This window comes from Sorangium sp. So ce119 (assembly GCF_051524405.1).
GTDB classification, from domain to species: Bacteria; Myxococcota_A; Polyangia; order Polyangiales; family Polyangiaceae; genus Sorangium; species Sorangium cellulosum_G.
Genome location: NZ_CP150310.1, coordinates 6,046,837 through 6,061,920 on the forward strand (window position 1 = coordinate 6,046,837; position 15,084 = coordinate 6,061,920).

Annotated in this window: 15 protein-coding genes; 9 read left to right on the top strand and 6 right to left on the bottom strand. The window is 71.1% G+C overall.

What is annotated here, in order from left to right:
• Positions 1 to 223: 223 nt before the first annotated feature.
• Together WME76_RS22715 and WME76_RS22720 are read left to right on the top strand one after the other, a co-directional pair.
• Positions 224 to 2,275 carry a serine hydrolase domain-containing protein gene (locus WME76_RS22715; RefSeq protein ID WP_437954384.1) on the top strand — a complete coding sequence of 684 codons (2,052 nt, stop codon included), beginning with the start codon at positions 224 to 226 and terminating at the stop codon, positions 2,273 to 2,275.
• A 47-nt stretch (positions 2,276 to 2,322) separates the two neighbouring features.
• On the top strand, positions 2,323 to 3,624 hold the full coding sequence (locus WME76_RS22720) for a tetratricopeptide repeat protein (protein ID WP_437954385.1): 1,302 nt from the start codon (positions 2,323 to 2,325) through the stop codon (positions 3,622 to 3,624).
• 53 nt (positions 3,625 to 3,677) lie between these two features.
• On the opposite strand, the gene WME76_RS22725 is transcribed toward WME76_RS22720, so the two are convergent.
• From WME76_RS22725 to WME76_RS22735, 3 genes are all read right to left on the bottom strand, one after another.
• On the bottom strand, positions 3,678 to 5,264 hold the full coding sequence (locus WME76_RS22725) for an SNF2-related protein (RefSeq protein WP_437954386.1): 1,587 nt from the start codon (positions 5,262 to 5,264) through the stop codon (positions 3,678 to 3,680).
• A 305-nt stretch (positions 5,265 to 5,569) separates the two neighbouring features.
• The gene (locus WME76_RS22730) at positions 5,570 to 5,791 is read right to left on the bottom strand and encodes a hypothetical protein (RefSeq protein WP_437954387.1); all 222 of its coding nucleotides are present in this window, start codon (positions 5,789 to 5,791) and stop codon (positions 5,570 to 5,572) included.
• Entirely contained in the window at positions 5,788 to 6,027 is a 240-nt protein-coding gene (locus WME76_RS22735) for a hypothetical protein (protein ID WP_437954388.1), read from the bottom strand. Before WME76_RS22735 ends, WME76_RS22730 begins: the two co-directional genes overlap by 4 nt.
• Positions 6,028 to 6,152: 125 nt before the next feature.
• Here WME76_RS22735 and WME76_RS22740 point away from each other — a divergent pair, with 125 nt between their 5' ends.
• Positions 6,153 to 7,181, top strand: a complete 1,029-nt coding sequence (locus tag WME76_RS22740) for an NAD-dependent epimerase/dehydratase family protein (protein ID WP_437954389.1) — start codon at positions 6,153 to 6,155, stop codon at positions 7,179 to 7,181.
• Positions 7,182 to 7,339: 158 nt separating this feature from the next.
• Here WME76_RS22740 and WME76_RS22745 read toward each other — a convergent pair whose 3' ends face one another.
• Positions 7,340 to 8,146 carry a hypothetical protein gene (locus WME76_RS22745; RefSeq protein WP_437954390.1) on the bottom strand — a complete coding sequence of 269 codons (807 nt, stop codon included), beginning with the start codon at positions 8,144 to 8,146 and terminating at the stop codon, positions 7,340 to 7,342.
• 53 nt (positions 8,147 to 8,199) lie between these two features.
• The gene (locus WME76_RS22750; protein ID WP_437954391.1) at positions 8,200 to 8,487 is read right to left on the bottom strand and encodes a hypothetical protein; all 288 of its coding nucleotides are present in this window, start codon (positions 8,485 to 8,487) and stop codon (positions 8,200 to 8,202) included.
• A 1,052-nt stretch (positions 8,488 to 9,539) separates the two neighbouring features.
• On the opposite strand from WME76_RS22750, the gene WME76_RS22755 reads away from it, so the two are divergent.
• Positions 9,540 to 9,953, top strand: coding sequence for an LIC_13387 family protein (locus WME76_RS22755; RefSeq protein ID WP_437954392.1), 414 nt, complete (start codon positions 9,540 to 9,542; stop codon positions 9,951 to 9,953).
• A 222-nt stretch (positions 9,954 to 10,175) separates the two neighbouring features.
• On the opposite strand, the gene WME76_RS22760 is transcribed toward WME76_RS22755, so the two are convergent.
• Positions 10,176 to 10,436, bottom strand: coding sequence for a hypothetical protein (locus tag WME76_RS22760; protein WP_437954393.1), 261 nt, complete (start codon positions 10,434 to 10,436; stop codon positions 10,176 to 10,178).
• 617 nt (positions 10,437 to 11,053) lie between these two features.
• Between WME76_RS22760 and WME76_RS22765 the strand changes: the two genes are divergently transcribed.
• The 5 genes from WME76_RS22765 to WME76_RS22785 all read left to right on the top strand — a co-directional run bounded on the left by WME76_RS22765 (position 11,054) and on the right by WME76_RS22785 (position 14,753).
• A complete protein-coding gene (locus WME76_RS22765) occupies positions 11,054 to 11,467 on the top strand; it encodes a DUF6968 family protein (RefSeq protein ID WP_437954394.1) in 414 nt (137 codons plus the stop codon).
• A gap of 63 nt (positions 11,468 to 11,530) precedes the next feature.
• Positions 11,531 to 11,752 carry a hypothetical protein gene (locus WME76_RS22770; protein WP_437954395.1) on the top strand — a complete coding sequence of 74 codons (222 nt, stop codon included), beginning with the start codon at positions 11,531 to 11,533 and terminating at the stop codon, positions 11,750 to 11,752.
• Complete coding sequence (locus tag WME76_RS22775) at positions 11,749 to 12,609, top strand: ATP-binding protein (RefSeq protein ID WP_437954396.1); 861 nt, start codon at positions 11,749 to 11,751, stop codon at positions 12,607 to 12,609. The genes WME76_RS22770 and WME76_RS22775 overlap by 4 nt, the downstream gene beginning before the upstream one ends.
• A complete protein-coding gene (locus WME76_RS22780) occupies positions 12,593 to 13,846 on the top strand; it encodes a hypothetical protein (protein WP_437954397.1) in 1,254 nt (417 codons plus the stop codon). Before WME76_RS22775 ends, WME76_RS22780 begins: the two co-directional genes overlap by 17 nt.
• A 493-nt stretch (positions 13,847 to 14,339) precedes the next feature.
• Positions 14,340 to 14,753 carry an LIC_13387 family protein gene (locus WME76_RS22785; RefSeq protein WP_437954392.1) on the top strand — a complete coding sequence of 138 codons (414 nt, stop codon included), beginning with the start codon at positions 14,340 to 14,342 and terminating at the stop codon, positions 14,751 to 14,753.
• Positions 14,754 to 15,084: the final 331 nt, after the last annotated feature.

The window sequence follows — 15,084 nt, forward strand, 5'->3', positions numbered from 1 at the left end:
AACGCGACGCCGACGAGGACCACGTGTGGGGCGTCGCGGCTCCCGCTGATGCTCGCGGGGAGCGGCGACACGGCATGGATGTCGGACGCTCCCAGGAGGGGCCGCGCACCGTCATGGCGATCGCAGGATTCGAGCTCATCCAGGACGGATGTCCGCGCGGCTCGAGGCCAGGGTCCACGCAACCCGCACCTCGCCGTGAAATGGCGATGGTACGGTGCTCGCCATGCGAGCTCTCACCAGCCTCTTCGCCGCGTCTCTCCTCGCCGCCTGTGGCTCGAGCGAGCCAGCCGCGGTCACGCCTGCGCCCATGCCCGCGCCGGTCGTCTCCAGCGCGGCGGCGCCGCTCGCCGCGAGCGCGGCGCCGGTCACCCCGGGCCCGACCCTGGAGCGGCTCGCCGCCGACACGCCGAAGACGACCGTCGCCGGGAACACGTTCATCGCGCCCGCCGGGTGGGGCATCACCGTGCGCGAGCCGGCGACGATCCTCGAGCCGCCGGAGGGCGACTCGCATATCGCGATCGTCGACGTGCAGGCGAGCGACGCCGACGCGGCCGTCGCGGCGGCGTGGAAGGCGTACCGGCCCGACGCGAGGTGGCCTCTCAAGGTGGCCAACGACATGCCCGATAAGGACGGCTGGTCGAAGAGGCGCACGTACGTCTACCAGACGTCGCCGAACGAGCGCCGCGATGTCTTCGCCAGCACCATGCTCGCCGGGGGCACGTGGACGGTGGCGATCTACGACATGACCCAGCCTGTCGGCGAGAAGCGGGGCGGCCAGGTCAGGGCGATCTTCGATCGGCTGCTGCCGAAGGGCCGCAAGCGTGAGTCGTTCGCGGGCAAGGCGGCCAACAAGCTCGATCAAGCGCGGATCGCCGCGCTCGGCGCGTTCGTCGAGGCCGCGCAGAAGCAGCTCGGCGTGCCCGGCGTCTCGGTCGGCCTCATCCAGGACGGCAAGGTCGTGTTCGCCGGCGGCTTCGGCGTGCGCGAGCTCGGCAAGAAGGCGCCTGTGGACGCCGACACGCGCTACATCATCGCGTCGAACACCAAGGCGCTGACGACCTTGATGCTCGCCAAGCTCGTCGACGAGAAGAAGCTCACGTGGGAGACGCCGGCGACGAACGCGCTCCCGAGCTTCAAGCTCGGTGACGCGGACACGACGAGGCGCGTGCAGGTCAAGCACCTCATCTGCGCGTGCACGGGCATGCCGCGGCAGGATCTGGAGTGGCTCTTGCAATTCAAGGGGATCAAGCCTGAAGGCGCGATGGCGGTCCTCGGGACGATGCAGCCGACGAGCCAGTTCGGCGAGCTGTTCCAGTACTCCAACCCGCTCGCGGCGGCGGCCGGGTTCATCGGCGGCCACGTCGCCTACCCGAAGCTCGAGCTCGGCGCCGCGTACGACCGCGCGATGCAGGCGCTGGTGTTCGATCCGCTCGGGATGAAGGCGACCACGTTCGACTTCGCCCGCGCCCAGCAGGGCAACGCCGCGGTCGCGCACGCGCCCGACGTCGACGGCAAGCCGGCGCTCGCGATCAACGCCATCAACACCTCGATCATCCCGGTGCGCCCGGCGGGCGGCGGGTGGAGCACGGTCAATGACATGCTCAAGTACGTGATGATGGAGCTCGCCGAGGGCAAGCTCCCGAACGGCGCGCAGTACATCTCCAAGGACGCGCTGCTCGCGCGGCGGGCGCCGCAGATCGCGATCGGCAACGACGCGACGTACGGGATGGGGCTGACGGTCGACCGCACCTACGGCGTGCCCGTCGTGCACCACGGCGGCGACATGATCGGTTACCACAGCGACATGCTGTGGCTGCCCGAGCACGGCGTCGGCGCGGTCATCTTGACCAACGGCGATCCGGGCTGGCTGATCCGCACGGTGTTTCGCCGCAAGCTGCTCGAGGCGCTGTTCGAAGGCGAGCCGGAGGCGGACGCGCAGATCGCGGCGCAGGGCAAGAAATTCTTCGACGAGCTCGCGGCCGAGCGCAAGCTGCTCACGGTGCCGGCCGACCCTGCGCACACCGGAAAGCTCGCGCCGCGCTACGCGAACGCGGCGCTCGGCGAGGTCGCGGTCACGCGGGCCGGCGCCGCGACGGTGTTCGATTTCGGCGAATGGAAGAGCGAGGTCGGATCGCGCAAGAACCCCGACGGCTCGATCTCGTTCCTGACGATCGTCCCCGGCCTTGTCGGGCTCGAGTTCGTGGTCGGCGCCGGGCCGAAGCGCGCGCTCGTGCTCCGCGACGCGCAGCACGAGTACGTGTTCGAGGAGCGCTGACCGGGCCCTGGCGTGCGGTCTCCGGTTAACATTATCTTGCGCGACCGATGCGTGTGTGTCGTTCACTGCCGCTCGTTCTGGTCCTCGCCGCGTCCGGGTGCCGCGACTGCGCGCCGGATCCCTCGGCCGCGCTCCAGCCGGCGCCCGAGGCGCTCGCCTCGGCGCTCGCCGGCGCCGCGGCTCCGGCCGCTGCGTCGAGCGGCGCGGCCGTCGCCCCGATCGCCTCGGGCGGCGCCGCGGCGCTCGCCCCCGCGCCCGGCGGCTCGGCCGCCGCGCTGCCCGGGTCGTCTCGCGTCGAGGCGGCGCCGGTGGATCGCGAGGCGTACCTCGGCGCCCTCGGCCAGGGCCGCGCCGCCGCGCGCCAGGGCCGGTACGCCGAGGCGATCGCCGCCTTCGACCGCGCGCTCGCCGCGATGCCTCACGAGCCGCGCGCCCTCGCCGAGCGCGGCCACGCCCGGATGCGCCTCGGCGCGGACCTCGACGCGGCCGCCGCCGACCTGCAGCGCGCCGAGCAGCTCGGGCCCGACGACAAGCTCGCCGCCCAGATCTGGTACAACCTCGGCCAGCTCGACGAGCTACGCGGCCAGGCCGAGCTGGCCCGCGCCGCCTTTGCCCGGTCGTTCCACCTGTCGCCCACGGCCGCGGCCAGGGCCAAGGCGGGCCCCGGCATGCCGTGCGGCGTGCTCGTCGAGCGCCGCGAGGCGCCGTCCAGAGACGACTTCCTCGCGCCGAGGCTCGTCGTCGCGCGGGGCTGGCTCGACGCCTACGAGCAGCTCTACCGGGGCAACGACCCGAAGGTCGAGCCGAAGGAGCCCGCGACGGAGGCCGAGGCGCAGCGCTCGCTCTGCGAGCGCCACGGCGCGGATCGCTGCACGGGCCCTTCGCCGTGGCTGCTGACGCGGTACCTGAACAGCACCCAGGGCGAGATCGAGGATCACGTCCTGTCGCGGCCGGACGGCTCGATGCTCGTCTTCCATGCGGGCATGGTGTTGCGGACGACGGCCCTCACGACGATGAACCGGATCGCGTGTATCCCCGAGGAGCGGCTCGAGGTGCGGTTCGAGCCCGACGTGGTGCACGTGACGGTCGAGGCGGAGCTCCGCGCCTGGAAGAGCGCGGACGAAGCGGCGGCCGACGCGTGTGACCCCGGGCGGCTCGAGACAGAGGATCTCCTCTACGACGCGAAGACGGGCCGGGAGCTCGTGCGGCTGAGCCGCGCGGGGGGCCGGGGCGCGGCCAGGGTGAAGCTCGCCGGGCGCACGGTGGAGGTCGCGGCGGGGACCTGCACGACGACCGTGCCGCTCGACGTGCCCGCCGCCGGCGCCGGGAGGTCGGCGGAGCCGAGATGAGGGTAGACGCGCTCCGCGTCGACCCCGGCCACGGCTTCAGCGCGTGACGCGCCTCAATCGGCTCCGGCGAGCAGCCGCTCGATCTCGTGCATCGTCTCGACGTCATCGCCGACCATCGCCTTCATCGACTGGATCCTGCGGCACACGATCGCGGCGATCTTCTCTTCGACGGTACCGTCGGCATAGGCCCAGTAGACCTGCGCAAACCGTCCATCGCGGTGACAGCGGCCCTCGATCTGCGCCATCTGGATCGCCGACCACCGCAGATCGTGGATCACCTCCGAGCGCGGAACCTCGTTGTGCTCGCCCTGGTGGAGCGAGATCCCTTCTTCCACGGTGAAGAGCGCGACGCGCGGCTCGCCGCGCTGGAAGCGGAGGCGCTCGGCCTCCTTCTCGCCGGCCGGCATCGCGCCGTGGATCAGCGCGCACGGGACGCGCTCGCGGGCCAGCGCGGCCTGCACGGCCTCGAGCGTCTCCAGGAAGGCGACGGAGACCGCGACCTGATGCCCGTTGTCGAGCAGCTCCTGCACGAGCTCCACGGTGCCCTCCACGCGGATGAGCGAGCTCTTCTGCCGCAGGCGCAGCGTCGCGGCGAGCGCCGACCTCGGGTTCGCGCCCTTGGGCACGAGCTCCATCTCCCGGCGGAACGCGGTCCACGCCTGCGCGTAGAGCTCGCGCGCGGAGGCGTCGAGCTCGATGGGGGTGAGGATGCGGTTGATCTCGGGCCAGCCGGCGACGTCCTCCGGGCGACGCCGCATCCCCACCGCGGGACGGCCGTCGAACAGGAGCGCGCGCACCTTCTCGCAGTCCGCCGGATCGCCGCGCCAGTCCCACCTGCCGAACGCGCCGCGCGTGACCCCGAGCCCCTGGCCTTCGCACCACTGCTCGAAGTCCTTGAGATCCGCGGAGCGGCTCCCGGTCGCGCTCGCCAGGAGCGGCGCGAGATACGATAGCTCCAGCGGGTTCTGCCCCGCGGTGGCCGAGAGCCACAGCACGAACCCTGCGCGTGCGTTGAGCTTCACCGCGAGCTTGGAGCGCGCCGCCGCCGGGTTCTTGCAGCGGTGGCTCTCGTCCCAGATGACCACGTCGAACTCCGCGGCGCTGCCGGCGCGCGCGAGGCCCTTCTTCGATCGGATCTTCCGCCGCGCCTCCGGGGTCACCTCGAAGAGCTTGCCGAGCCGATCATAGTTGATGATCACGATCTCTTTGCCTGCGTCGCCCATCGCCTGAACCGTGCGGCGCCAGTGCGCGACGACGGCGAGCGGGCAGACGATCAGCACCGTCGCGACGTCCGGCATCCGGAGGACCGCGGCCCAGGCGGTGATCGTCTTGCCGAGGCCGACGTCGTCGGCGAGGAGGAACCCGGCGCGCCTCTCGGCCTTCGCGGCCGCGATGGCCCGCACGCCGTCCTGCTGGTGCGGGCGGAGGACGATCGCCCCCGCGGGGGCGGCCGGCGCGGGCGCCGGGTCGTCGTTGAGCTCGCGCTCGATGCGTCGCTCCCACGAGTACGGCGCGGCGCGGAGCGGCGCGAGGGCCGGCGGGAGCGTCTCTGCGCGAGCGACGAACACGCCGTGCTCCGCGTCCCAGCGCGCGCCGCTCGCGGACGCGACCGCGCGCATCGCGAACGGGACGTCGAGCACATGGGCTCGCTCCGGCGCCGCACGCGGAGCAGCGACCGCTGGAGCTGCCGCGCTGGGGGCTCTACGAGGGGCCGAGACCGTTCGCTTGGCGCGCATCGTCGTCATGACGGCCCTGATACCAGCGCGGCCGCGCGCTTGCGCAGGAATCGGCTCGAAGGCTCGGCGAGGCCTCCTTCTCGTCGGGCTCGAGCAGCTCGACGCCCCCGCTCAGGGCCACGAGCTTGAAGCTTCTTGAGGAAGCCGGCAGTACTCACACGCGCCCTGGGCGCGCCGTTGTAGCGTCTCCCGCACATCGTTCGAGAGCTTCACGACGCCGCGTGGATCGCCCAGAACTCCTCGGCCTCGAGCCTGAGGAGGGTGAGCCTGTCGTTCAAGCGGACGATCTGTGCGTATTCCCTTTGCTCCTCCGGGGTGAGCGCGCCTTCGGTGCTCTTCTGCGCGAGTTCCTCGACGCGCGGGGCCAGGTCTCTGCTGACGGCATCGAGCGCCGCCTCAAGCTGTTCGAGGGTTCGCCTTTCCAGCTTCATGTGTCGCCGTCGAACGCACGCTGTAGGTCCTCCGGCAGCGGCGCGTCGAAGTCATCGGAGATCTGGACCTTGCCCCGATCCATGCCAAGCGCTGCCCGCTTGTCGGGTGGCGCAGCCGCCTGCGAGGAGGTGATAAGAACGATCACCTCCGCTGGACCTTCTGGAAGGCCTGCGGGTACCTGCAGCTCTACCCGACGGTCTGCGGGGATGACGATGGGGATCTTGGCGGCTCGCACGGTGCTTCCTCCTGCTCCGTTACCGGCGATCTCAGTCTAGCGTCAGAGCTCCCGGCGTCACGCGCGATGCCCGAGGCCGGCCGGCCGGTGCGCGCGGCCCGGACGAACGGGCGCGGGATCGAGACGTGCGGCGCGTCGCCGGTGCGCTCGTTCGCGAACAGCGCCTCGACGGCCGGCGCAATCGACGCGCTGGGCGCGAGGCGATGGCGGCGGGTGCTCGCGTGCAGGACCGGAGGACGAACGTGCGCGCCGATCGCGCATGCCCGCGCATGGCATTGTCCGCTTCTTCCAATTCCCAACCCGCGCGCGTCACTAGCATCGCGGTCATGAAGATCCTCGTCACCGGAGCGACCGGAAAGGTCGGAAGCCGTCTCGCAAAGCGCCTCGCCCGCCGGGGCGATCATGTCCGCGCCCTCGTGCGCGATCCGAACCGCGCCGCTGAGCTGCGCGAGCACCAGGTCGAGATCGTGAAGGGCGATCTCCTCGACGAAGCCTCGCTCGCGCCCGCGGTGCGCGGCGTCGACGCGGTCGTCCACTGCGCCGCCTTCTTCCGCGGCGCCACCCCGGAACAAGCGCACACCGTCAACGACCTCGGCACGCAACGACTCGCGGCCGCCGCCCGCGCCGCGAACGTGAAGCGCTTCGTCTTCACCAGCACCGGGTTGGTCTACGGACCGAGCGGCGGCCGCCTCGCCCGCGAGGGCGACGACTGCGCGCCGCCCCCGGGCTACCCCGCGAGCAAGCTCGCCGCCGAACGCGCGCTCCTCGCCCTCGAGGGCCTCGATGTGCGCGTCCTCCGCCTCCCCTTCGTCTACGGCGACGGTGATCCGCACATCGAGGAATCGATCCCGATGATGCGCGGCTGGCCGCCGTCGCAGCGCATGGCCGTGATTCATCACGCCGACGTCGCGCAGGCTGTCGCGCGCGTGCTCGACACCGCATCGCCTTCGCACCGCATCTACAACGTGGTCGACGACGAAGCCCCCGACCTCGCCACCCTCTTCGCGTCCGTCGGCGCCCCACCGCCCGACGGCTCGGCCGGCGAAGCGGCCCGAGCCTTCGAGGTACTCCTGGACGGCCGCCGCATCCGCGAAGATCTCGGCTTCAAGCCCGAGTTCCCGCGCCTCCAGGATGCGATCGCGGCGGGCGCGTGATGTTCTCCAGTCGTCCAGGTAGGCGGACGCGCATGCCTCGCCACGCGCCATCGACCACAGTAGGTCAACGAGCGCCCCGGGGCCGGGGACCGGACGCCGGGGGCGCGGCACGACGTGGAGGCGGGCGGCGAGGAGGAGCGGTGAGCGGAGACGAGCGGTCAGTTGATGTCGAAGAACTCCTGGCAGCAGCCCTGCGTGAGGTGACACACCTCCCTGGGCGCGCCCTCACACGTCCCGACCTCGACTCCCTCGACGAGACACGAGCACATCGTCGTGCCGTCCTCGGACGGCCCGCACTTGACCTCGTGCTTCTTACTGAGGCACGAGGCCGAACACGCGCACTCGTTACCCTCCAGGCCGTGCGGGTACTCGCAGTCCAGGTCACGGCACCCGTGAGTGTTGAGGCACGCCAGGTACGCGTCCTCCTCGTCCTGGCAGTCGGCGGGCAACCCCTCCTTGCAGGTGGCAGCTTCAGGCAGCCAGCACGAATAGTACGCGGCGACCTCGTCCTCGCACGCGGGGCGGGCCAGCGGGATGACCACCACGCCACAGCTCTGGGCGCAGTCCAGATCCGGCGGATCGCAGCCGTACAGCTTGTGCGCCTCACAGATAGCCAAGCACGCCTGCATAGCGTTCGGGCCTTCCGCTTCGCCGCCGCCGCTGCCGCCGCTGCCGCCGTCGCCGACCATGGTGGTCCCGGTGCTGCCGCCGCTGCCGCCGCTGCCGCCGTCGCCGACCATGGTGGTCCCGGTGCTGCCGCCGCTGCCGCCGTCGCCGACCATGGTGGTCCCGGTGCTGCCGCCGCTGCCGCCGTCGCCGACCATGGTGGTCCCGGTGCTGCCGCCGCTGCCGCCGCTGCCGCCACCGCTGCTGCTCGGCCCGCCGCCGCTGTCACTGCACGCCACCACCAGCGTGGACAGGGCCATCATCGACACGAGCCAACCGGTGCGAACGTCACGTTTCATTGCAATCTCCTTGGCTTGTCATTCAGTGAGCGAGTCACGCGATCCAGGCGTGCTCAGGAGCTGCCCTCGTCGGGGCCGCGCAGGGCACTGGCTGCCGCCGTCACGTTGGGTCGTTCCTGCCTGATCGAGGTCGCGCTGCTGCAATCGTTGTCATCGGTGCATTCGCCGCCATCGGCCACCTTGCCCACGAAGACCGTGGAGCACTCGGGGTGCGAGTCGAACAGAGCGTCGATATCGAGGAAGTCCGCACAAGTGTTCTTCAGTACGGCAATGCAGCGCGCGGCTTTCTCGTACTCCTGGACGGAGGGGGCCGAGTGGCCGGGCAGCTTTCCCGGTCCCATGGAGCGTGCCGACACCCGCCGCCTGCGACGCAGTTCCGGCGACGCTTGCGCGACGCGGAGCAGGTCGGATGTGGATGCGAGGCGAGCGGCCGATCCGTGATGGGAGCGGCGCCCTCACCTCGCTCGGCGTACACCCATCGACATCGCAATATCGCAACGAGCGTGCCACCGAAATCTGGCCTGTGACGCTCCGGCGCGACGAGAGGGCGCCCGTCCCGGCGGAGCGCGGGAGCGGTCGCCTCGTCGCGTCCGGGGCGCGGGCATCGGCGCGTGATGGCAGTCCTTGCCGCTTTTGCCTCCCGGGGGGCTGGCAAGCCTTGCCATGAAGGCAACGCTTGCCATGCGCACGCCGGTCCAGGGCGAGTCCCACGGCGTGCTCGATCCCGGGGCGGCCGCGTCGGCCGTCCTGCGCAGCGCCGTCGGCCGTCCTGCGCAAGCCCCGGCGCCCTGCTGTGCGGCCCCGGCGCCCTCCTGCGCGGCCCCGACGCCCTCCTGTGCACCGCCGTTGGTGTCCTATGCAACACTCGCCGCCGTCCTACGCGGCCCCGTGCCCCTCCTGGGCGCCTCCATTGGTGTCCTTTGTTACAACCGCCCGGCTCCTGCGCAGCCCTGGTGGTCTCCTGCGCAGCCCCGGTGGTCTCCTGCGCAGCCCCGTCGCCGTCTCGGGTGCCCTTTGTGGTTGCTGCGCAACCCTTTCTCCCTTCCGGCTCGCCGTCTTCCGTCCCGTCGTCCTGCTACCCGAGCATCGGCCTCGTCGCGCTGCACGCCGGGGTGACCGTGCGCGACAGCGAGATCGAGACGTCCGACGGTGGCCAGGGCGGCGACGGCGGCGAGCCCCAGCGAGGCGGACGGCGGGCTCTCGAGCGTCGGCGGCGAGGGGGCTGACGGGATTGCCCGGCGGCGCGCGGGACGGGCGCGATGGCGGCCCGTCGCGGTCGGCCGGTGAGCCCATCCGGTGCCGTATTGAAATCTCCAGGGCCGTGCTCCAGGTCCACACGGCAGCATGTGGAGCGCACCCGCCAGGGACCGGCGGCAAAGAAACGAGGGCTGTCATGAGTAACCGTGCACAGGTGCTGTTTCAGGTGGGCGCGTGGGCGTGGGTCGTCACCGGGATCGGGCACCTCGCGATCACCGCGCTGCTGCTCGGTCGCCCCGCGCCGCCCGCCGCGGAGACCGCGGTCCTCGGCGCGATGCGGGCGCACCGGATGACCATGATGGGGCTGTCGCGCGACCTGCTCGGCCTCTTCAGGGGGTTCAGCGTGGCCATGGGCCTGGTGCTCGCGCTGCACGGCGCCGTCTGCCTGCTCGCCGCGCCCGCCCTCGCCGCGCTCCCTGCTGTCGTGGCGCTGAACGCGGCGGTGTCGCTGGCGCTGCTGGCCATCGCCGTCCGCGCGTTTCCGCCGCCGCCGATCGTGACCCTGCTGGTCGCGACGGCGTGCTTCGGCGCGGCGCTCGTGGTGCGCTGAGCGCGCGGGCGAAGATAGCCCATCGCCCATCGCAGTCGCCACGAGCGGCCAGCCGGGAGGGAGCCCTTGCTTTGGCGGGGCCCAGAACGACGACCACCTGTACAGAAGCGGCGATCTTTTCGTTCCGGCTCAGGGATCCGAGGAACTCCCGCCGCTTGGACTCAGGAAGAGAGGCCAGCACCTCGGCGGGGGAACGTCCCTCCGGCATGCGGAGGCGCGCCCTCACAAGGGACCCGCGGCCTCCAGGTGCTCGATCCGCATCCTGAGGTCCCGGACCTCTCGCTCCATGTGCTCGACCCGATCCGCGAGCGAGAACTCGGAGCTCAGCAGCGACTGGATCGACTCCCGGGAGACGAACCAGCGGCGGCCGTTCCGGAAACGGAGGGGTGTCCTCCTCTGCCCGGACGCGGCCTCGCAGAGGCGGAGGGCTCGACGACCCCGCTGCCGGCCTCGGTAGCCCAGGAGGTCCGCCAGCTGGGCCATGGTGAGCAAGGGCGCGTCACCGGCCAAGAGGCCATCTCCGCGGGGGTCATGGGCGGGGTAGAAGGCGATACCATCGGGGATACTTTAGCATGGAATGGGTATAGGTTGACCCACCCTGACCGGTGGGTGACGTGCTGACCGGAGGCTGACCGGAGCGTGATCTGATGGGAGATCGGTGATCTGACCGGTGGCGGGGATCAGGACCAAGCAGGCTCGTCCTTGACGTGGCGAGGGGGCGGGCTCGAGGTGCTCCTCAGGGGGGAGCACATGAGGCGGCTGCTATGCGTGTTGGGTCTGCTGGGACTCGCGGGGATGGCGACGACGATGGGATGTGGAGCAGCGCCGGAGGCGGACGAACGTGGAGAGCCCAGAGAGCCGATCGACGAGGTTGAGATGGCTGTCTCACTGGACGAGTGCAACCGAGCGTGTCGGAACGGTCAGCAAGCGATGGAGCAATTTTGCTCCCAGCTACCACCGGATCCTCGCTTGAGGGCCGGTTGTTGGGCGGCGGCGAAGGGTAGCTTGGTCGCGTGCCTCGGCTGGTGCTACTGGCACTACGGTACTTGAAGAGAACGTCCGCTTGACACCCTTCGGGAAGGGGCTGCAAGGTGCGTTCTATGCAGGACGACACCCCGCTCGAACCCATCGCAGAACGCCGCCTCTCGGTCGTAGGAGAGCCCGGCCGGATGGTGACCGTGACCATCGGCAAGCCCATGCTGAAGCCGTCCGGCGACTGGGCGTGTCCGGTAGATATTCAGGGACTTCACGAAGCGGTGCGAGATTCGGCCTACGGCGTAGACGCCGTGCAAGCTCTCCAGCTCGCCCTTGAGGGAGCTCGTCAGACCCTCAAGAAGTCTGGACTTGCCGTCACCTGGTGCGACGGAGAGCCCGGAGAGACGGGACTGCCCATCGTCGTGCCGTACATCTTCGGCCGCGCCTTCGACGAAAGGATGGAGCAGCTCATCGACGAGGAGATCCAGAAGCTCGTGGACGAGAAGAAGGCGCGCGGGGGGCAGGGAGCGGCGGGGTGAGATCGTCGGCTGAATGATACCGCTGTCAGGGAGAACCGTCTCTTTTGTTCCTCAGCAAACCTGATGATCGAGAAAAGGGCGCGAGGCGCTGCCGGGGACGAGCACGTGACGCGTTATGCCTGGTCGGCGAGCGGCATGCTCACGAAGGTCGAGGGGCCGGGCGGGACGACGGTCGAGCTCACGTACGATGCGTTCGCGCGAAGGATGAAGAAGACCGTGTGGCAGCGGGGAGAGGGCGGTGAGGTGCGCTCCTGCGCACGACGCGCTTCTGCTGGGACGCGATGACCCTCGCGCACGAGATCGCGTCGACCCCCGAGGGGAAGACCGGCGTGCTGCACGGCCCTCCGGGAGCCGGCAAGACGGCGCTGTGTACCCGGCTCGTCGACGAGGCGGTCGCGCGCACGCGGGGTTGTGTCGCCGCGGTGCAGGTAGGACGGGCGAGCGCCTTCGTCTTCGAGCAGGAGATCCTCGCGTCGCTCCTGGAGCAGCTCGGCGAGGACGTGCTGCACCCTCCGCGGGACGTCCTGAAGCTGCGCTCCGAGCTCCGGAACAGGCTGGCCAATGGCCAGGACGAGGACGAGCCCGAGGTGCTCCTCGTGCTCGATGGTCTCGACGAGTGCGTCGACTGGCCTCGCGACGCTCGGGGTTCGACGCTCCGGGAGCCAGGACAGCGCGTCCGATGTCTGGTCTCCATCTCGGGCGGAGAGGGCGAAGCGCACGCCTGGAGGGAGCGCCTCGGATGGGGGGACGCGGATGCGCTCCTCGTCGAGGTTGCACCACCTTCCCCCGCGGCGGCGCAGAGCCGAGGCATTCCGAGCTGGGCGGCGGCAGGGGGAGACGGCGGACCGGAGGCGCTCGTCGCGGAGGTCGAGCGTGAGCTCCGGCGCCTCGACGGAGGAGAGGTCGCGCTGGAGGTGTTCTCCCTGCTGGCGCGCGCGCTCTCGCCGCTCGATGCAGAGGATGTCGCGGAGCTCCTGGAGATTGACGACTTCACCGCGCGCGGTCTCCTGCAAGTGGTCCTACCGTCCCTCGATCGGATCCTGCGCTGGGATGGGCCGGCGCGCGCGCTGCGCCGCGGCGACGCTGGGAGACGCGGAGCCCTGGGCGACCCCGGACGCAGACCTCGTGACTCCATGGCTTGAGGCGGACGCGGCGCGCGCGCTGTCCTTGCTCGCCCTCTCTGCGGAGGTCTCGCCGTCCGCCCGAGCCGGGGTCCTCGAGCGAGCGTTCGAGATCGCCGAGAACACGGGCGCGGGGTGGTCAAGCCCCTCGGCGCTGGTCGCCGTGGCGGAGGCGGCGGAGGGCGAGAGGCGCATCCGGGTTGCGCGCTTCGCGCTGGCAGCTGCGCGCCGGTCGGATGAGGGGGATGCGGTCTGGGGGCTCGTCGCGGCGGCGGGCCTGCTCCCCGAAGAGGAAGCCCACGAGGTCGCGGCAGAGGCCATCGCGCGCGCGGGAGGGGCGCCGCCCGCGCTCGTGCCTGGGCCGAGGGTGAGCGAAGCTTCCGCCGTCGCGCTGGAGCGGGCTTCGCGTTCCCTGCCTGCGCCCCAGCGGATCCGCGTCCTCGCCCGGTTGCTCTCCGCGCTGCCGGCAGAGGCGAGGGTTCGTGCTGTCCAGGAGATCGAACGACGCTGGGCGCCCTGGTGCTTCGAGACCAGGGAGGAAGCCGAGGCCGTGACGCCTTACCTGTCCGAGCCTCTCCTGGAGAGGGCGCTCGAGGAGGTCCCGGTCTGGCCGGTGCATGCTCTCGGTGCACGCCTGGTCTCGGTCGGGCGAGAGGACGAGGCGCGCGCGCTCGTGCTGCGGTGGGCGGGGAGCAGCGCAGGCTACCGGGCGGACGCGTTGCTTCGCCTTGGTGAGGCGCTCCCTCCGGGCCGGCGGCCGGTGGAGGAGGTGCGGGCACTCTTCAAGGAGCTCGCCCCGGAGGAGCGGTGCCATCGGGTCAAGGAGCACCCTTCCGCTTCGGTCGCGCTCCTGGGGGACGAAGCGGCTTTACGAATCGCGGAGGGCTGCGTCGAGCCCTCCGGGAGCTATGCGCGGACTGGCGCGCTGGCGCGGCTTGCAGGGGCGCTCCCTGAATCGATGCGCGCCGAGGCGGCACGGCGTGCGGTGCTTGCCTTCGAGGCAGGAGGCCACGACGCCGACGCGCTCGGCGATCTCTGCGGGGCCGCCCCCTGGATAAGCCCCGCCGATGCGGCGCGGCTGCTTTCGGCGAGCCTGCTGGACGCCTCGGGGACTCCGTCGCTGGCCGGTGTCTTCCAGGGATGGGCGAGCGTGGCGCAGCTCGCCGGCCTCTTCCGTCGAGCCGGAGGGGAGGAGACCGTGCTTGCGGCCGCAGAGGAGGTGGCGCTCGCCGGAGGGTGGTTGCACCGCGTGGGGTGACCGCGTGCGCACACGCTTCGATACCCCTGGGCCGTCCTGCGCAGCCCATTGGCCCTCCTGGATGAGCCCCAGCGCCGTCCTGTGCGGCCCCGGTGGGCCTCCTGCGCGGCCCCCGGCGCCCTCCTGCGCGGTCCCGGCGCCCTCCTGTGCACCGCCGTTGGTGTCCTATGCAACAGTCGCCGCCGTCCTACGCGGCCCCGTGCCCCTCCTGGGCGCCCCCGTTGGGGTCCTTCATCACGATCGTCTGGCTCCTGCGCAGGCCCGACGGGTCTCGTATGCAGCCCCGGCGTCGTCTCGCGCGCCTTTTGTGGTTGCAGCGTATGCGTTCGGTAGAGCCCATCATGACGCCGAGCAGGCGGGAGACATAGGCTTGCCGTGCGATGCGAGAGCGACGGCAGGGCGTATTGAAATCTCCAGGGCCGTGCTCCAGGTCCACACGGCAGCATGTGGAGCGCACCCGCCAGGGACCGGCGGCAAAGAAACGAGGGCTGTCATGAGTAACCGTGCACAGGTGCTGTTTCAGGTGGGCGCGTGGGCGTGGGTCGTCACCGGGATCGGGCACCTCGCGATCACCGCGCTGCTGCTCGGTCGCCCCGCGCCGCCCGCCGCGGAGACCGCGGTCCTCGGCGCGATGCGGGCGCACCGGATGACCATGATGGGGCTGTCGCGCGACCTGCTCGGCCTCTTCAGGGGGTTCAGCGTGGCCATGGGCCTGGTGCTCGCGCTGCACGGCGCCGTCTGCCTGCTCGCCGCGCCCGCCCTCGCCGCGCTCCCTGCTGTCGTGGCGCTGAACGCGGCGGTGTCGCTGGCGCTGCTGGCCATCGCCGTCCGCGCGTTTCCGCCGCCGCCGATCGTGACCCTGCTGGTCGCGACGGCGTGCTTCGGCGCGGCGCTCGTGGTGCGCTGAGCGTGCGGGCGAAGATAGCCCATAGACCATCGCAGTCGCCACGAGCGGCCCGTCGGACGAACCGGTGCGGCATCGGTCGTTCAGGTTCCGGCAGACCGCGCCGCCATCAGATGATCTGGTGACATGGTCCGCGTCTTCTACTCAATGTGGGCCTAGTCTGGTTAACGCCCTGCCGGTCTGCCGCGGTCCGGGTACTGCGCGAAGCGCGCTGCCCGACCGTCGGCAGCATTGACTTGCTGGGCGGCTCTGTGTGTATAGAGCGGCCCACATGGAAGTTGGTCAAAGCCTCGTTCGTGCAGACTTATCGTTCATGCAGACTTGCAAGTTTCTT